Annotated in this window: 17 protein-coding genes; 8 read left to right on the forward strand and 9 right to left on the reverse strand. The window is 62.6% G+C overall.

The features are described 5' to 3' along the window. Positions 1-165 precede the first annotated feature (165 nt). Positions 166-546 (reverse strand): thioredoxin family protein, encoded by a 381-nt coding sequence (locus tag F3J24_RS20920; RefSeq protein WP_167010496.1) that lies wholly within the window; start codon positions 544-546, stop codon positions 166-168. Between the two features lie 229 nt (positions 547-775). On the opposite strand from F3J24_RS20920, the gene F3J24_RS20925 reads away from it, so the two are divergent. Both F3J24_RS20925 and F3J24_RS20930 read left to right on the forward strand, forming a co-directional pair. Next, positions 776-1,756 carry a DnaJ C-terminal domain-containing protein gene (locus tag F3J24_RS20925; RefSeq protein ID WP_167010313.1) on the forward strand — a complete coding sequence of 327 codons (981 nt, stop codon included), beginning with the start codon at positions 776-778 and terminating at the stop codon, positions 1,754-1,756. Between the two features lie 11 nt (positions 1,757-1,767). Beyond that, positions 1,768-2,100: a chaperone modulator CbpM gene (locus F3J24_RS20930; protein ID WP_034369449.1), complete on the forward strand. Its 333-nt coding sequence runs from the start codon at positions 1,768-1,770 to the stop codon at positions 2,098-2,100. A gap of 101 nt (positions 2,101-2,201) precedes the next feature. Here the strand turns inward: F3J24_RS20930 and F3J24_RS20935 are convergent, their stop codons facing one another. From F3J24_RS20935 to F3J24_RS20955, 5 genes are all read right to left on the reverse strand, one after another. After that, positions 2,202-2,363, reverse strand: coding sequence for a hypothetical protein (locus F3J24_RS20935; protein ID WP_003056362.1), 162 nt, complete (start codon positions 2,361-2,363; stop codon positions 2,202-2,204). A 197-nt stretch (positions 2,364-2,560) separates the two neighbouring features. Beyond that, entirely contained in the window at positions 2,561-4,213 is a 1,653-nt protein-coding gene (locus F3J24_RS20940; RefSeq protein WP_167010315.1) for an ABC transporter ATP-binding protein, read from the reverse strand. Further along, positions 4,210-5,310 (reverse strand): ABC transporter permease, encoded by a 1,101-nt coding sequence (locus F3J24_RS20945; RefSeq protein WP_167010317.1) that lies wholly within the window; start codon positions 5,308-5,310, stop codon positions 4,210-4,212. Before F3J24_RS20945 ends, F3J24_RS20940 begins: the two co-directional genes overlap by 4 nt. Positions 5,311-5,358: 48 nt before the next feature. Then, positions 5,359-6,387: a microcin C ABC transporter permease YejB gene (locus F3J24_RS20950; RefSeq protein WP_167010319.1), complete on the reverse strand. Its 1,029-nt coding sequence runs from the start codon at positions 6,385-6,387 to the stop codon at positions 5,359-5,361. A 119-nt stretch (positions 6,388-6,506) separates the two neighbouring features. Next, entirely contained in the window at positions 6,507-8,321 is a 1,815-nt protein-coding gene (locus tag F3J24_RS20955) for an extracellular solute-binding protein (protein WP_167010322.1), read from the reverse strand. 120 nt (positions 8,322-8,441) lie between these two features. Between F3J24_RS20955 and fabI the strand changes: the two genes are divergently transcribed. The 3 genes from fabI to F3J24_RS20970 all read left to right on the forward strand — a co-directional run bounded on the left by fabI (position 8,442) and on the right by F3J24_RS20970 (position 11,015). Beyond that, positions 8,442-9,242, forward strand: coding sequence for an enoyl-ACP reductase FabI (gene fabI, locus F3J24_RS20960; protein ID WP_043372156.1), 801 nt, complete (start codon positions 8,442-8,444; stop codon positions 9,240-9,242). 173 nt (positions 9,243-9,415) lie between these two features. Next, the gene (locus tag F3J24_RS20965; RefSeq protein WP_003056373.1) at positions 9,416-9,937 is read left to right on the forward strand and encodes a superoxide dismutase family protein; all 522 of its coding nucleotides are present in this window, start codon (positions 9,416-9,418) and stop codon (positions 9,935-9,937) included. Between the two features lie 175 nt (positions 9,938-10,112). Beyond that, entirely contained in the window at positions 10,113-11,015 is a 903-nt protein-coding gene (locus tag F3J24_RS20970; protein WP_255498943.1) for a DNA ligase, read from the forward strand. A gap of 62 nt (positions 11,016-11,077) precedes the next feature. On the opposite strand, the gene F3J24_RS20975 is transcribed toward F3J24_RS20970, so the two are convergent. Then, entirely contained in the window at positions 11,078-11,806 is a 729-nt protein-coding gene (locus tag F3J24_RS20975) for an IclR family transcriptional regulator (protein WP_167010324.1), read from the reverse strand. A 141-nt stretch (positions 11,807-11,947) separates the two neighbouring features. On the opposite strand from F3J24_RS20975, the gene F3J24_RS20980 reads away from it, so the two are divergent. The 3 genes from F3J24_RS20980 (at position 11,948) to F3J24_RS20990 (ending at position 15,280) form a co-directional block, all read left to right on the forward strand. Then, a complete protein-coding gene (locus tag F3J24_RS20980; RefSeq protein ID WP_167010326.1) occupies positions 11,948-12,883 on the forward strand; it encodes a hydroxymethylglutaryl-CoA lyase in 936 nt (311 codons plus the stop codon). 45 nt (positions 12,884-12,928) lie between these two features. Next, complete coding sequence (locus F3J24_RS20985; RefSeq protein WP_370527754.1) at positions 12,929-14,146, forward strand: CaiB/BaiF CoA transferase family protein; 1,218 nt, start codon at positions 12,929-12,931, stop codon at positions 14,144-14,146. A gap of 114 nt (positions 14,147-14,260) precedes the next feature. Then, a complete protein-coding gene (locus tag F3J24_RS20990) occupies positions 14,261-15,280 on the forward strand; it encodes a tripartite tricarboxylate transporter substrate binding protein (RefSeq protein ID WP_167010330.1) in 1,020 nt (339 codons plus the stop codon). Between the two features lie 352 nt (positions 15,281-15,632). On the opposite strand, the gene F3J24_RS20995 is transcribed toward F3J24_RS20990, so the two are convergent. Both F3J24_RS20995 and F3J24_RS21000 read right to left on the reverse strand, forming a co-directional pair. Next, positions 15,633-16,244: a peptidylprolyl isomerase gene (locus F3J24_RS20995; protein ID WP_167010500.1), complete on the reverse strand. Its 612-nt coding sequence runs from the start codon at positions 16,242-16,244 to the stop codon at positions 15,633-15,635. Continuing rightward, positions 16,240-16,473 (reverse strand): hypothetical protein, encoded by a 234-nt coding sequence (locus F3J24_RS21000; protein WP_167010332.1) that lies wholly within the window; start codon positions 16,471-16,473, stop codon positions 16,240-16,242. The genes F3J24_RS20995 and F3J24_RS21000 overlap by 5 nt, the downstream gene beginning before the upstream one ends. Positions 16,474-16,486 lie beyond the last annotated feature (13 nt).

Here is a 16,486-nt window from a genome sequence, read left to right on the forward strand (position 1 = left end):
TCCCGAAAAATCTGTCAAATCATGGACTTAGCTCTGTCAGAAACAGGTTTTGCCATGAATTGCCCAAAAAAAACGGGCGGTATGTACCCGCCCGTTTGGTCGTGAAGCCGTGATTGTAGCCGCAAACCATTGTTTTCGCAAAAAGTGTCTCGCATAAAACAGCAATCAGCGCAAGACATCCTGCAGGTCATCGGCGCGCAACAATCGCTGCAGCAATTCCTGGGCATCCTGCTCCTGTGAAGGCTTCGCCGCCGCGTCCGTCTGCAGGGATTGCAGCATCCGCGCCAGCACCCCTGTCTGCGGCAGCACCGGCCCCAGGAATCGGGCCCGTTCGCCCTGCGCCACCAGAATGGACGGAAAGGTTTCTATGTCCAGATCGCCGGCGACATCCTCACGATCTTCCACATCGAGCCAGACAAAACGCATCTGCGGAAACTGGGCCGCCAGCGCCTCGAAGGGCTGTCGGTACTGCTTGCAGGTTCCGCACCAGTCGGCGCAGAGGCAGACCACCAGCCACTCCTGCGCCTTTGTAATTTCTTGTTTCATTTCACAAACTCTGGGCCGGCCTTCGCACACGCCCTTGCATTGATCCGCTAATGGTAGCGCCAGATGCGGCCCAGGGTTGAGGCTACGGCCATCACCCCGGCCATCTGCGCAGCAGCTCTTGAAGCCATCGCACTCTATCCCTATTATTTTCCTGAACCCGGGCGCGGCAATGGCTGCAGCCAGAGCAACTGGCTTGCGCCCTTCTTTTAACAAGAAGATTGGTGACTCCATGGATTACAAGGACTATTACAAGATACTTGGCGTGGACAGGAAGGCCTCCGCCGACGACATCAAGAAGGCCTATCGCAAGCTCGCCCGCAAATACCATCCCGACATCAGCAAGGAAAAAGATGCGGACGCCCGCATGGCCGAGGTCAACGAAGCCAATACCGTGCTCTCCGACCCCGAAAAGCGCGCAGCCTATGACGCCATGGGTGACGAGATGCAGTTTGCGCAAAATGCCAAAGCCCAGGGTGGCGGAGGCTTTCGCCCGCCCCCAGACTGGGACCAGCAGGACTTTCACTTCAGCAGCCAGGGCGATGCCGGCAGCGACGCCGATTTCAGCGACTTCTTCTCGCAGATGTTCGGCCAGGCCGCCCGTGCGCGACGCCATCAAGGCCAGCAAGGTGCACGCGGCACCCCCGATATGCGCGGCCAGGACCAGCATGCCAGCATAGAGTTGGATTTGCAGGACAGCTATAGCGGCGCCGTGCGCTCGCTGCATCTGCGTGCCACCGTACTCGACGAACAGGGCATCCCCACCTACAAGGACAAGGAGCTGCAGGTCACCATTCCCAAAGGGGTGCGCGAAGGCCAGATGATTCGCCTTGCCGGCCAGGGCAACCCCGGCCTTGGCAAGGGCGCTGCCGGCGATCTGCTGCTGGAGGTGCACTTTCGCAGCGATCCGCGCTGGTGGTCCGAGGGCAAGGATGTCTACCAGCGTGTGCCGCTCGCGCCCTGGGAGGCAGAGCTGGGCGGCCCCGTGCGCTTCAAGACGCTGGCCGGAGAGCTGGAAGTCACCGTCCCCGCCGGCTATCGCTCGGGCCGCAAGCTGCGTCTCAAGGGCAAGGGCCTGCCCGCGGCCGCGCCGGGCGATCTGTATCTGGTGCTGGATGTGGTCTTCCCGCCCGCCGCGACGGCCGAGCAAAAGCAGGCCTATGCCGACTTTGCCAAAGCCTTCCCGCAGTTCGATGCCCGCAGCCTGAGTTGAAAGGTTTTCCCATGAGTACCTCCCACTACCCTTTCTACGAACCTGCCGAGCTGCTGGAACAGGCCGTGCTCGATCTGCACGAGCTGGCCCGCCATTGCTGCACCAGCCCTCAATGGGTGATCGAACATGTGCAGACAGGCGTCATCAGCTACGACAACGCCGGCCAGGTCCGCGAGATCAGCCATGAGCAATGGCGCTTCAGCAGCCAGACGCTGGTGCGCGCGCGCCGCATTGCCCAGCTGGAGCACAGCTTCGATGCCGACCCCCAGCTCGCCGCCCTGACCACGGATCTCATCGAGGAAGTGCAGCAGCTGCGCCGCAAGCTGAGGAATCTGCAGGGATAAGCCCGCCAGCGCCCAGAGGCGCACAATGCAAAAAGCCCTCGCACCGAAGTGACGAGGGCTTTTTTGCGGACCGCACACCAGGGCGCGGCCTGCTGCAGGAATTAGCCGTGGCGCTTGCCGGGCTGTTTCTTGCTGCGAGTGTGCGAACCACGCTCCAGGCTCACGCGCTGGCCACGGCCGGGAGTGGGCAGGGTCACGCCATTGGGTGCCTGAGGACGGGGAGTGGCCTTGCGGTCTGCTTCGGTAACGATCTTATTGCCCATGTCGAATTCTCAATTGGGAGGTTGAAAAGGATCAATTAGGCCACAGCCAGAGAATTCGCGCCAAATAAATACAAACTTTCGAGTGCGGATTCAGTGTTTTTCAGCGAATGCCCGCCTCACGAATCAGCGAATCGACAGCAATTGCGGGCATTCAAAGCCTCAAGCCTTTGAGGGGCAAGCACTGCTCGCTATCAATTTCAGAACACCGCCGACTCGGCAACGACTCCGGCGGCCTCGACCAGCTGGCGTGTATAGGCCTGCTGCGGTGCCGTGAGCACCGCCTGCACGCCACCCTGCTCCACGATCTGCCCATTCTTCATGACCAACACCTCATGGGCCATGGCGCGAATCACGTCCACATCGTGGGTGATGAGCAGATAGGCCAGACCACGCTCCTTCTGCAGCCGCTGCAGCAGGGCCAGCACCTGCTGCTGAATGGTGACATCGAGCGCACTGGTGGGCTCGTCCAGCACCAGAACCTCAGGCTCCATGATGAGCGCGCGTGAGATCGCCAGGCGCTGCCGCTGCCCGCCCGAGAATTCATGCGGATAGCGCTGCAGCAGGCCGGGGAACTGGGCCTCGCTCAGACCCACCTCTTCCAGCATCTGGAGCACACGCTCGCGCCGTGGCCCGGCAGCGAGCTCGGGGGCATGAATCTGCAGGCCTTCACCGACGATCTCTTCCACCGTCATGCGCGGCGACAGCGAGGAAAACGGGTCCTGAAACACTACCTGGATCTTGCGCCGCAGCGCCAGGTTGGCCGCGCTGTTGCGGATCGCCGGCTGCTGCCAGGGCCTGCCGGCCACCTGCAGCTCCCCGGTCGCAGGCAACAGTCCCAGCACGGCCTGGGCCAGCGTGGATTTGCCCGAGCCCGATTCGCCGATCACACCCAGGGTACGGCCCGGCCGCAGCAGCATATCCGCGCCCTTGACCGCCACGAATGCGCCTTTTTTGAACCAGCCACGAATGCCGGGCAAGGGCGTGGCATAGCTCACCTGCAAGGCCCGGGTCTCCACCACGACCGCCTCGCCAGCCGGCTCAGACTCCACCACATTGCGCACCGGCCGACTGGCCAGCAGCTTGCGGGTATAGGCATGCTGTGGGTTCTGCATCACCTCCGACACGGCGCCCTGCTCCACAAGAACGCCTTTTTCCATGACCGCCACGCGGTCGGCAAAGCGTCGCACCAGGTTCAGGTCATGCGTGATCATCAGCACGGCCATACCGGTCTGTCGCTGCAGATCAGCCAGCAGATCCAGGATCTGGCCACGCAGCGTCACATCCAGCGCCGTCGTCGGCTCGTCGGCCAGCAGCAGCCGGGGACGGCTGGCCAGTGCCATGGCAATCATGGCGCGCTGACGCTGCCCGCCGCTGAGCTGATGCGGAAAGCTCTGCGCCCTGCGCCCGGGTTCGGGAATGCCGGTCGTGGCCAGCAGCTCCACCGCCTGCGTCAAGGCCTGGCCACGACTCAAGGCCTGCTTGAGCTGCAGCACCTCGGCCACCTGCGCGCCCACAGTCATCAGCGGATTCAGCGCCGTCATCGGCTCCTGAAAGATCATGGCAATGTCGCCACCGCGTACCCCCTGCATCTCGCGCTCCGAAAGCCCCAGCAGGTCGCGCCCGTCCAGCAGCGCCTGCCCGCTCAATTGGGCCTCCCCCACCAGCCTCAGCAGCGACAGCGCCGTGACCGACTTACCCGAACCGGACTCCCCCACCAGCGCCAGCTTTTCACCGGCAGCCATCTCGAAGCTCACGCCCTGAACCACGGGCTTGCCCGCAAAAGTCACGCTCAGATCGTGCACGGCCAGCAGCTTGCTGCCGGCCTGTCCCTCGTATTTCTCCTTGCTCATGGCTTGCCTCCTGCGCGCTTTGAAGCCTCGGTACGCGCCTGCTTGCGCGGGTCCAGCGCATCGCGCAGGGCATCCCCCATAAAGGTCAGCAACAGCAGCGTGATGACCAGCACGCCAAAGGTGGACAGGGAAATCCACCAGGCATCGATATTGTTCTTGCCCTGGCTCAGCAACTCGCCCAGGCTGGGCGTGCCCGGGGGAACACCCAGGCCCAGGAAATCCAGCGAGGTCAGAGCCAAAATGGCCCCGCTCATGCGAAAAGGCAGAAAGGTGATCACCGGCGTCATGCTATTGGGCAGGATGTGGCGAAAGATGATGGAGCGATTGCTGGCACCCAGCGCCTGGGCGGATTTCACATAGTCAAGCTGGCGATTGCGCAGGAACTCGGCCCGCACATAATCGGCCAGCCCCATCCAGCCGAACAGGCTCAGCAGGATCAGCAGCAGCGAGACACTGGGCGCAAACAGCGCACTGAAAATGATGAGCAGGTAGAGCTCGGGCATGGAGCCCCAGATTTCCGTCAGGCGCTGAAAGGCCAGGTCAGTCTTGCCGCCAAAAAAGCCCTGCACCGCTCCCGCCAGCACGCCCAGCAGTACGCCCACGGCCGTCAGCGCCAGACCGAACAGCACGCTGACGCGAAAGCCGTAGATGAGCTGCGCCAGCAGATCACGCCCCCGGTCGTCGGTGCCCAGCCAGTTGTCTGCCGAGGGCGCAGAAGGATTGGGCGACTTGGCAAAGTAGTTGATGGTGGACTTGCCATAGCGGTTGAGGGGGAAGATCGCCCAGTTGTCGCCCTCGCCAAGCCTTTGCCGGATGAAGGGATCGAGGTAATCGGTCGGCGTATGGAAATCGCCCCCGAAGGTGGTTTCCGGGTAATCGTGCAGCAGCGGTAAATAGGTCTGCCCCTCATAGCGCACGATGAGCGGCTTGTCGTTGGACAGCAGTTCGGCAAACAAGCTGAGCACCACCAGCACCGAGAAGATCACCAGGCTGACAAATCCCAGCCGGTTGGACTTGAAACGCCTCCAGGCCCGGCGCCCCGGGGACTCGGATTTGGCAGCAGACACAGTCTGCACGGCATCAACTCCTGAATTCATAGCTGCTTGCGCTTTAGAGGGTTGGGTTTGAGGCCTTATTTGCATATCTCAGTCAAACTTGACCCGAGGGTCCACCCAGACATAGCAAAGATCGCTGATGAGCTTGGTCACCAGACCGATCAGCGTGAACAGATACAGCGTGCCCAGCACCACGGGAAAGTCGCGGCGAATCACGCTTTCGTAGCTGAGCAGACCCAGACCGTCGAGCGAGAACAGGGTCTCGATCAGCAGCGCCCCGGCAAAGAAGGCACCGATGAAAGCCGAGGGAAAGCCCGTGACGATGGGAATCAGCGCATTGCGAAACACATGCTTGTAGAGCACCTGGCGCTCGGACAGGCCCTTGGCGCGGGCCGTCAGCACATACTGCTTGCGGATCTCCTCAAGAAACGAGTTCTTGGTCAGCATGGCTGTCACGGCAAAGCTGCCGGCCACCATGGCCGTAACGGGCAGCGCGATATGCCAGAGATAGTCCGCCACCTTGCCCATGGTGCTGAGCTCGTCGAAGTTGGCCGATGTCAGCCCGCGCAGCGGAAACCACTGCAGCTGCCCGCCAAAGATGACCAGCAGCGCCACGCCCAGCACAAAACCCGGGATGGCATAGCCGATGAGAATCACAATGGTGGTCGCCAGATCGAAGCGTGAGCCTGCTCGCACGGCCTTGGCCACGCCCAGCGGCACAGCCACCAGATAGCTGATGAAAAACGTCCACAGGCCAAGGCTGATGGAGACCGGCAGTTTTTCCTTGACCAGCGCCCAGACGCTTTTGTTCTGAAAAAAACTGGTGCCCAGATCGAAACGCGCAAACTGGCCCAGCATCTGCACGAACCGTTCGACCGGCGGCTTGTCAAAGCCGTACAGCGCCTTGATCTCCTCCAGGCGTTTGGGATCCACGCCCTGGCCGCCGCGATAGCTCATGGCCGCCCCCTCGGCCCCACGACCTGCGCCGGCCTTGGCCTCGGCCAGATATTGCTCCACAGGCCCGCCTGGCACAAACTGGATGACCACAAAGGTCAGCAGCAGCACGCCCAACAACGTGGGGATCATCAGCAAAATGCGTTTGAGAATATAGGCAAACATCTTCGATCAACCCTTGTTTTCAGCCGCGGTGGCGATGGCCGCAGCGCCGGGCCGCCCCAAGCAAGGCCAGCCCCCTTGGGGGGCAGCGACCCGTGCAACGGTGGAGCGTGGGGGCCACTTTACTTGGCCCACCATGCATAGACAGCCCATAGCTCGCCCGGCGAATAGGCCGGAATCTTCCCTGGCAGCGCCAGCCTCCAGGCGTCATAGACCATACGGTGCGTGCCCGAGTAGTACTGCGGGATCAGGTAGTGGCCGTGCACGATGATGCGCTCCAGCGCATGGCAGGCGGGCAGCATCTGCTGCTCGGACTTGGCCGCAGCCATCTGGGCGATGATGGCATCCACCGCCTTGCTCTTAAGGCCGACATAGTTCGAGGCGCCCTCCACATCGGCGGCGGCGCTGCCAAACAGCTCGGCATATTCCTGACCCGGGTTATGCGTACCGGGCACGTTCAGCGTCACGATGTCAAAGTCGTATTTGTCCATGCGCTGCTGATAGAGCGCGTAGTCCACATTGCGCACCTTGAGCGTGATGCCCAGCTTTTCCAGATTGCGCATCCAGCTGCTGACGATCTTGACGCCGCTCTCGCTGCTGTCCAAATATTCCAGCACCATGGGCTCGCCGCCGGCGTTGCGCAAGGCTCCGTCCCTGACCGTCCAGCCTGCATCGGCCAGCAGCTTCTGCGCGCGGCGCAGATTGCCGCGCAGGCCGTCGCCCGTATCGGTGCGTGGCGGCTGGGCCATGGGCCCCAGCGTGGCGGGCGGCAGGCTGGTCTTGAAAGGGGTGAGCAGGGCCAGCTCCGCCTCGGTGGGTTCGCCCCTGGTCTCGCACGCCGTGTTGCCGAACAACCCGTGCACGCGCTGGTAGGCGCCGTAGAACATCTGGCGGTTCATCCACTCATAGTCATAGGCCAGACCCAAGGCCTCGCGCACACGCACATCCTTGAGCTGCTCGCGGCGCAGGTTCAGGAAGAAGCTCTGAAAGCCCGAGGGCAGCTTGTTCTCGAACGCGCCCTTGACCAGCTCGCCAGAGGCAAAGCGCCGCCCCGTCAGACGCCTGGCCCAGTCACCCGCGCTATTGATGCGCATGAGATCGAACTCGCCGGCCTTGAGCGCCTCCAACCGCGCCGTTCCATCCTTATAGATCTTGATCGTGATGCGATCGAAGTTGGCCAGGCCGACACGCACCGGCAGGGCCGCCCCCCAATAGCCCGCGTCGCGCACATAGCTGATGTCCTTGCCGAACTTGACCGGACCGATCTTGTAGGGCCCGCTGCCGATCGGCGTGTCCATCACCACCTGGTCAAAGGCCTTGGGCTTGCCATCCGCGCCCAGTCCCCAGTCCCGGCTGAACACCGGCAGCAGGGTGCCCACGGTCAGCGGCAGGTCACGATTGGGCTTTTTGAAGCGAAAGCGCACCGTGCGCTCGTCGATCACGTCACAGCCTGCCACCTCGGCAAACAGCGTCTTGTAGCCGGGCGAGACATATTTGCTCAGCAGCGTCTCATAGCTGTACTTCACATCCTGAGCCAGTACCGGCTTGCCGTTGTGAAAGCGTGCCTGCTTGCGCAGTTTGAAGGTCGCGGACAGGCCGTCGGCCGCCACCTCCACATCCTCGGCCAGCAGGCCATAGCCCGTCGCCGTCTCGTCGAGACTGGGAGTCAGCAGCGTCTCGAACAGCATGTCCGCCAGATAGGCAGGCGGCGAGCCCTTGATCGTGAAGGGGTTGTACTTGTCGAAAGTCGAATAGCGCAGATTGCTGACCATGCGCAGCTCGCCGCCCTTGGGCGCTTGAGGGTTCACATAGTCAAAGTGCTTGAAGTCGGCCGCATACTTGGGCTGACCCCAGAGCGCATAGCCATGTGCTGCCATGGCAGGTGTGGCAACTTGGCTGCTGACAATCAGGGCTGAGCAAATCATCCAATGGCGCATGCGACAATTCTGCCCTACCCCGACTGATTCGCACCCAGTTCGTACAGATACGTTTTCAAGGATGGCGCGTCTGCCACAGATGCAGCCATCGTCTCTTTCAATTTTCTTTGGAGAACAACAATGGGTTTTCTCGCCGGTAAAAAGCTGCTGATCACGGGCGTTCTGTCCAACCGCTCCATCGCCTATGGCATTGCCAAGGCCTGTCACGAACAAGGCGCGGAGCTGGCCTTCAGCTATGTGGGCGAACGCTTCAAGGACCGCATCACCGAGTTCGCGGCCGACTTCAACTCCACGCTGGTGTTTGACTGCGACGTCGGCAGCGACGAGCAAATCGAAGCCATGTTCAAGGGCCTGGGCGATGCCTGGGGCAAGTTCGACGGTTTTGTGCATTCCATCGGTTTTGCTCCCCGCGAAGCCATTGCCGGCAACTTCCTCGACGGCCTGAGCCGCGAATCCTTCAAGATCGCCCACGATATCAGCGCCTACAGCTTCCCCGCCATGGCCAAGGCAGCCCTGCCCTATCTGAACGACAAGTCCTCGCTGCTGACCCTGTCGTATCTGGGCGCCCTGCGCTCCATCCCCAACTACAACACCATGGGCCTGGCCAAGGCATCGCTGGAAGCGTCCGTGCGCTACCTGGCCGAAGCCGTGGGCCGCACCGCCGACGGCCGCGCCATCCGCGCCAACGGCATCTCCGCCGGCCCCATCAAAACCCTGGCTGCCTCGGGCATCAAGGACTTCGGCAAGCTGCTGGGCCGCGTGGCCGATGCTGCGCCCCTGCGCCGCAATGTGACGATCGAAGACGTGGGCAATGTGGCGGCCTTCCTGCTGTCCGACCTGGCCTCTGGCGTGACCGCCGAGATCACCTATGTGGACGGCGGCTTCAGCCAGACCGCAGGCCTGTCGGCCGATCAGGTCTGAGCCCATTGCTTCTGACGACACCAGCCCCGCAGGCTTCTGAGGCCTGCGGGGCTTTGTTTTTTTGCCGCCTTGTGCGACATCTTGGCCCTTGCCCTACAAGCGCAGGAGAGCACTGACGCTATGGTTCACAGTGTTTTATCTAAGGTTCTGACGAATACTCAAGAGGAGCTTACATGCCATATCGTTTTCTCATCCTGGCCGCATCCGCTGCTGCCCTGACGGCCTGCAGCACCCCCGAACCCCAGCCCGCCCAGGCCATCGCCAGATTGCAGGCTACTTCGGGCAGCAAGGTCAGCGGCGATGTGAAATTCACCCAGAAGACCGGTCAGCAGGTCGTGATCAACGCCGTGATTCACGGCCTCAAGCCCAATTCCGAGCACGGCTTTCACATCCACGACAAGGGCGACTGCGGTGACAACGGCAATGCCGCTGCGGGCCACTTCAACCCCTCGGGAAATCCGCATGGCAAATATGACTCGACCCAGCACCATATGGGTGATCTGCCCAGCCTGAAGGCCGACTCCAACGGCGTGGCCACCGTCAACGTACAGTCGGCGGACATCACCTTGCTGGCCGGCCCCGGCAATGTCATAGGCCGTGCGGTCATCGTCCACGCCCAGCCCGACGACTACACCACCCAGCCCACGGGCAATGCCGGCGCGCGCATCGCCTGCGCGGTCATCAGCCGCGACTGAAGGCCTTGTCCCAGGAAAAAGCCGCTGCCTGCCCGCAGCGGCTTTTTTATGAGATCGCCGCAACCCCTTATAGATAAAGAGCTGACAGCTACGTTTTTTGACAAGGCTTCGTGTCCGCATCGACAGCAGGGGCTTCGCGCTCTAGCATGAGCTGCCTCTTTACCGGAAGATAGCCATGCCTGAACCACGGCACCGAGCCCTGCAGGAATGCGTCCGCTGGCTGGTCTGTGCCTGTCTCTGCCTGGGCTTTGCCGTACTGGCCCAGACCACTGCACAGCCACCTTCGCTGATGCTGGCCCAGGTCTGGCGCAGCGGCCTGCCGCTGCAGGACTATTGGGTCAGCGAAAAGCTGGACGGCGTGCGCGGCTACTGGAACGGCCACCAGCTCGTCAGCCGTGGCGGGCAGCGGATCGCGGCGCCTGAGTGGTTTGTCCGGGGCTGGCCAGCCACCCCCATGGATGGCGAGCTCTGGGCCAGTCGCGGCCGGTTTGGCCATGCCCAATCCACCACGGCACAGGCCATCCCCGACGACCGAGCCTGGCGCCAGATGAAATTCATGGTGTTCGATCTGCCCGCAGCTACGGGCAGCTTTGATCAGCGCCTGCCGCTGCTGCAGCGCACCGTGGACGCCATTGCCCAGGACTGGGTGCAGATGGTGGAGCAGCGCAAGCTGGGCTCGGAAGCGGAGCTGCAGCAATGGCTGAGTACCGTCATCAAAGGCGGCGGCGAGGGCTTGATGCTGCACAAGGGCAGCGCACCCTATCGCTCGGGCCGCAGCGACGATCTGCTCAAGCTCAAGCCCTTCGATGATGCCGAAGCCCGGGTCATAGGCTACAAAAGCGGACGCGGGCAATGGCGGGGCATGACGGGGGCGCTGCTGGTGCAGACCCCGGACGGCCGGCAGTTTTCACTGGGCTCCGGGCTGACGGCCCAGATGCGCAAAAGTCCGCCTCCGCTGGGCAGCTGGGTCACCTATCGCTATCAGGGCCTGCATGAAAAAAGCGGCCTGCCGCGCTTTGCCCGCTTTATGCGCGTGCGCAGCGAGCTGGGCTTTCAGCCCGAGCCGACAAGCCCGTGATTCACAACTTCATCGTTGCCTGCGACCATTGACCATGCGCCTGAATCCCGCGACATCAGTGGCTACGGCAGTTGCGCCCCCAGGTCGCGCGCGGCCTGCAACACGTTTTTGACATAGCGCTCGTCATAGCGATGCGCTGGCATGGTCAGCGTCAGGGCGGCCGCCAGCTCGCCGCTGCGGCGGAAAACCGGTGCCGAGATGCCGGCGATCTCGCTATGCCTGTCACCCACCAGGGCTTCGTAGCCATCGGCCCGTACACGCGCATAGTGGTTGCGATTTTTCTTCAACCAGTCGCCCAGTTCCGGATCGAAGGCAACCAGCACGCGCCCGCCCGCACCTTTGTCTAGGGGCAGCAGATCGCCGGTGCGCGCATGGTCGCGCACCGGGTGCGGCGAATCCACGCGGTACAGACACAGGCGTTCGCGCCCCTGGCGCACATGGTAGGCAGCGCTCTCGCCCGTGGCCTGAACCAGTGCTCGCAGCACCGGCATGACCAGCTTGTCCAGTGAGAAGCTCTGCTCGTAAACCGCATGCAGCCTGGCCACGGCCGAGCCCACTGCATAGCGCCCGTCATCCTGGCGCTGAACCCAGCCCCCATGCTCCAGAGAGGCCAGCAATCTCAGCACCGTGCTCTTGTAAAGACGCGTGCGCTCGGCCAGCTCGGCCAGACTCAGCGCGGCATCGCCATCCTGGAATGCGTTCAACACGCTGAGGGCGCGGTCCACTGCGGCCACACCTCCAGGCGCGGCATTCTCGTCGGCTACGGATTCATTCAGGGATTTACGCGGCATAAAAACTCCTGCCCCTCAGCTTGACAGGGCATCAGGACGCAAGGCAATATTTCAATAGAAAGAATTAAGTTCTATTAGATAGAACACCATTAAAACATTGTGCCAGCCGCAATGCAAGTATGAAATCCAAGTGAGGCAACCATGTCATTCCCACACCGCTTCGATCTCCTGATCAGCGAAGTCGGCCCCCGCGACGGCCTGCAGTCGATCTCAGCCACCATGAGCACGGCCCATAAATACGCCTGGATCGATGCCCTGGTGGCAGCGGGCGTGCAGGAAATCGAAGTCGGCTCCTTTGTCTCGCCCAAACTGCTGCCGCAGATGGCCGATGCCGCCGAAGTCGTGCGCCATGCCGTCACCCACCCCGGCGTCACCATCATGGCCCTGGTGCCCAATCTCAAGGGAGCCGAAGCCGCCATGCGTGCCGGTGCGCACAAGATCACGCTGCCCGTATCGGCCAGCCCCGCGCACTCCATGGCCAATGTGCGCAAGACGCCCGCACAGATGGTGGAGGAAGTGCGTGCCATCGCCAGGCTACGCGACGAGATGGCCCCTGCCGTGCATATCGAGGCCGGCATCTCTACCGCTTTCGGCTGCACCCTGCAGGGCCTGGTGCCCGAGGACGACGTGATCGCTCTGGCTGCAGCCTGCGTGGCCGCTGGCGCCGACGAATCAGGACTGTCGGACACCACGGGCATGGCCAACCCGGCCCAGGTCAAGCGCCTGTTCACACGCCTGCGCAGCGATCTCGGCGACAAGGCCGGCGCCGCGCATATGCACAACACCCGAGGCCTGGGCCTGGCCAACTGCCTGGCCGCCTATGAGGCGGGCGTGCGCACTTTCGATGCCTCCCAGGCCGGACTGGGCGGCTGCCCCTATGCCCCCGGCGCCTCGGGCAATGTGGTGACCGAAGATCTGGTCTTCATGTTCGAAGCCATGGGACTGCGCACCGGCATTGATATTGAGCGATTGCTTGCAGCGCGAGAAACGCTGGCCGCCGGCCTGCCGGGCGAGACGCTGTACGGCATGCTGCCACCCGCAGGCCTGCCCAAGGGCTTTGTGCCTCACCGTTACTGATCACGCCTCGGCTCGCCGACGAGCCGAGCACCACAAGAGATGAATATGCACTCCTCAACCGAATCCGCCAGCACCGGCGCCGCTCCCCTGCCCTATGCCGGCATCCGCGTGGTGGAATTCACCCACATGGTCATGGGCCCCAGTTGCGGCCTGATGCTGGCCGACCTGGGCGCCGAAGTCATCAAGGTCGAGCCCGTGGGTCACGGCCGCAACGGCGATGCCACGCGCAAGCTGCTGGGCTCGGGCTCGGGTTTTTTCCCGCTGTTCAACCGCAACAAGAAAAGCCTGACGCTGGATCTGCAGACCCCCGAGGGCAAGGAAGCCGCGCTGCGGCTGATCGCCACGGCCGATATCGTGACCGAGAACTTCAAACCCGGCACCATGACCAAGCTGGGCCTGGACTATGAAAGTCTCAAGCAGCAGTTTCCACGCCTCATCTATGTGAGCCACAAGGGCTTTCTGCCCGGCCCCTACGAACACCGCACGGCCCTGGACGAGGTGGTGCAGATGATGGGGGGCCTTGCCTATATGACAGGCAGACCCGGCGACCCGCTGCGCGCGGGTACCAGCGTCAACGACATCATGGGTGGCATGTTCGGCGCCATGGGAGCCATGGCGGCCCTGGCTCAGCGCGAAAAGACCGGCAAGGGCCAGGAAGTACAAAGCGCACTGTTCGAGAACAATGTATTCCTGATCGCCCAGCACATGATGCAGTACGCGGTGACCGGCAAGCCCGCAGCCCCCATGCCCGCACGCATCTCGGCCTGGGCGATCTATGACGTATTCGAAGTCCAGGGCGGCGAACAGATCTTTCTGGCCGTGGTCAGCGACGGCGCATGGCGCGAATTCTGCGATGCCTTCGGCCTGGCCCAGCTGCGTGACGATCCGCGCCTCGGCAGCAACAACGACCGCGTGCAGGCCCGCAGCTGGCTGATGCCGCTGCTGCGCGAAACCATGGCCGGATACAGCGCCGCGCATATCGCCAGCGTCTTTGAGGACAAGGGCCTGCCGTTTGCACCCATCGCCCGTCCACACGATCTGCTCGAAGACCCGCACCTGAACGCCACCGGTGCGCTGGCCCCCATCACCTTGCCCGACGGCCGCGACAGCAAGACCGTGCTGCTGCCGCTGACCCTGGACGGCAAGCATCTGCAGGTGCGTCTCTCGCCACCCAAGCTCGGCGAGCACAGCCTGGAGATTCTGACCGCTCTGGGCTACAGCCAGGATCAGGCCCAGGCACTGGCCCAGGGCCTACCCGACTGAGCGCCCCTGCGGGGCCACAGCCCCGCTTTCTTCAGCACACCCCAGAACAGGGCGCCCATGCACGCCCTGCGGGGATTCCTTACCCCCAATTTCCAGCCACCAGGAGACAAAACCATGAAACACAGCTCTTTCCCCCATTGCGCAGCACGACCGGCAAACCGCCGCCAGGCCATTGCAGCCTGCGCGCTGATGGCCATGGCGGTCGCCAGCGGCGGCGTCAGCGCCCAGCCCGGGGAATGGCCCGCCAAGTCGATCCGCATGGTCGTGCCCTTCACGCCTGGCGGCGGCACCGACACGGTGACACGCCAGATCAGCGAGCGCATGGCGACCGCGAATCGCTGGATCATCGTGGTGGACAACAAGCCCGGTGCGGGCGGCAACATCGGACTTGATGCCGTCGCCAAGGCACCGGCCGACGGTTATACCTTCGGCATGGGACAGACCGCCAATCTGGCCATCAATCCCTCGCTGCTGCCCAGCATGCCGTTCAATGCCAAGACCGATCTGCTTCCCGTGGCTCTGGTGGCCTCGCAGCCCGTGGTGCTGGTCGTGCCCGCCGATTCGCCCTGGAAATCGCTGCAGGACCTGATTGCCGCGGCCAAGGCCCAGCCCGGCGCCATCAAGCAAGGCCTGGCGTCGACGGGCACCGTGGGCCATCTGGCGGGGGAAATGCTTTCCTACAAGGCCAAGATCGATGTGCTCAACGTGCCTTACAAGGGCGCCGCGCCGGCCGTGACCGATCTGCTGGGCAAACAGACCCACTATATGTTCGGCACACCTCAGGCGGTCTACCCCATGATCAAGGGCCAGCGCCTGCGCGCACTGGCGGTGACCTCGGCCAAGCGTCTTGCCATCCTGCCCCAGGTCCCCACCGTGGCCGAGTCCGGCTTTCCCGGCTTTGAAGCCGTGGACTGGAAACTGATCGTGGCCCCCAAGAACACGCCTGCCGCACTGGCGCAGAAGATCAACGCCGCAGTGAACACCGGCCTGCAGGACCCCGCCGTGCTCAAGCAGCTGCAGTCCGAAGGCAGCACGCCCATGGGCGGCAGCCTGCAGGACGCCCAGGCCTATCTGCAAAAGGAGCAGGCCAGCTGGGCCGCGCTGATCCGCGACGCGAAGATCACGCTGGAATAACGCTATTTAACTAAAAGCAGCCTCCGCTTGTCTCATCTTGTTTTTCATATGAATGAAGCATGAAAACAAGTGAGAAAAAGCGGTAGCTGCTATATTTTTAATGGAGCCAACCACCGTGACCCCAGCCTCTGCCAGGACAGCACGGCCAGGCCGGCGCCCAAGGTGTTGGCAGCGCATCCAGCCATTCAGCGCCGCGCGTGACGGTCAGAAACGACTGCAGGCCCTCTATCAGGCCGCCGTAGACCGCGCACAGCCCCACCACGCATGCGGCCTGCGCCAGCGTCCAGGCCCGAGCCAGACTGCGCCCACGCAGCGCTGCCGCCCACTACTGGATGTCCTCACTCCAGCTGACTCATTGCACCGCTGCATTCAAGGCTGATTCGTCAATGCTCACTTTAGAAGACGGCGCCAGCTTGCTCAGATACTCATTGATGAGCTCTTGCTGACGTTGCTCACGTAAGGCAGCTTGTAGAGTGGGGTTGACCTCTAGCAAGGTGGCCGGACGTGCAGGCTGACTGCCCAGTAGCTTTAGGACGTGGAAGCCATAAGGGGAGCGCACAGGCTCGCAGACTTGGTTGAGGTGCATTTTAGCGACGACCTCACGGGTCTCTGGCAATAGCTGCAGCAGCGGCAAACTACCGACCTCACCACCTTGGACGGCACTGTAGGTGTCTTGTGAGTGAGCTTTGGCTAGAGTCGCAAAGTCACCACCCCGCGCCTGAGTGGCCAACTCGGCGGCCTTGGCTCGTACGCTATCAACCGTCGCTGAATCTGCATCTGCTGCAACAGGCAGGAAGATCTGTGCTACCCAATAGGTAGCTGCAACATTAAGTTGGGCCTTGGAGCGTTCATAGGCTGCACCGACATCTGCATCACTGGGAAAACCTGCTGGCAGTCGGGCGACGGACTCCAGATAACTGGTGCTGACAATGCGAGCTGTGACATCTTTGATAGCTGAGTCAATGCGTGTCTTGACCTCCGGACGTTCGGCCCATTCCTTTGCTGGCTTCGCGCAGCAGAGCCTCGCTTGCCAAACGTTGTCGCAACCAGTTCTTCAGATCCTCCGGGTTGCTTTTTACCTTTGTGCGCTCGCTTTCTGGCATAGCCCGCAATAGCTGTTGAACTTCGTTGGAAGAAATAGTGATGGCTCCTAACTTGGCAACAGCTGGCGCGGGTGTTGTCTCATTCACCATTGCTGCTTGCGCT

The organism is Comamonas sp. Tr-654, assembly GCF_011752915.1.
GTDB lineage: Bacteria > Pseudomonadota > Gammaproteobacteria > Burkholderiales > Burkholderiaceae_C > Comamonas.

Coding starts and splice junctions, on each gene's coding strand:
- F3J24_RS20985 (WP_370527754.1), top strand. CDS start 12,929: ATGCACTCCTCAACCGAATCCGCCAGCACCGGCGCCGCTCCCCTGCCC.
- F3J24_RS20920 (WP_167010496.1), bottom strand. CDS start 546: ATGAAACAAGAAATTACAAAGGCGCAGGAGTGGCTGGTGGTCTGCCTC.
- F3J24_RS20975 (WP_167010324.1), bottom strand. CDS start 11,806: ATGCCGCGTAAATCCCTGAATGAATCCGTAGCCGACGAGAATGCCGCG.
- F3J24_RS20955 (WP_167010322.1), bottom strand. CDS start 8,321: ATGCGCCATTGGATGATTTGCTCAGCCCTGATTGTCAGCAGCCAAGTT.
- F3J24_RS21000 (WP_167010332.1), bottom strand. CDS start 16,473: ATGGTGAATGAGACAACACCCGCGCCAGCTGTTGCCAAGTTAGGAGCC.
- F3J24_RS20965 (WP_003056373.1), top strand. CDS start 9,416: ATGCCATATCGTTTTCTCATCCTGGCCGCATCCGCTGCTGCCCTGACG.
- F3J24_RS20990 (WP_167010330.1), top strand. CDS start 14,261: ATGAAACACAGCTCTTTCCCCCATTGCGCAGCACGACCGGCAAACCGC.
- fabI (WP_043372156.1), top strand. CDS start 8,442: ATGGGTTTTCTCGCCGGTAAAAAGCTGCTGATCACGGGCGTTCTGTCC.
- F3J24_RS20945 (WP_167010317.1), bottom strand. CDS start 5,310: ATGAATTCAGGAGTTGATGCCGTGCAGACTGTGTCTGCTGCCAAATCC.
- F3J24_RS20970 (WP_255498943.1), top strand. CDS start 10,113: ATGCCTGAACCACGGCACCGAGCCCTGCAGGAATGCGTCCGCTGGCTG.
- F3J24_RS20950 (WP_167010319.1), bottom strand. CDS start 6,387: ATGTTTGCCTATATTCTCAAACGCATTTTGCTGATGATCCCCACGTTG.
- F3J24_RS20980 (WP_167010326.1), top strand. CDS start 11,948: ATGTCATTCCCACACCGCTTCGATCTCCTGATCAGCGAAGTCGGCCCC.
- F3J24_RS20925 (WP_167010313.1), top strand. CDS start 776: ATGGATTACAAGGACTATTACAAGATACTTGGCGTGGACAGGAAGGCC.
- F3J24_RS20935 (WP_003056362.1), bottom strand. CDS start 2,363: ATGGGCAATAAGATCGTTACCGAAGCAGACCGCAAGGCCACTCCCCGT.
- F3J24_RS20930 (WP_034369449.1), top strand. CDS start 1,768: ATGAGTACCTCCCACTACCCTTTCTACGAACCTGCCGAGCTGCTGGAA.
- F3J24_RS20940 (WP_167010315.1), bottom strand. CDS start 4,213: ATGAGCAAGGAGAAATACGAGGGACAGGCCGGCAGCAAGCTGCTGGCC.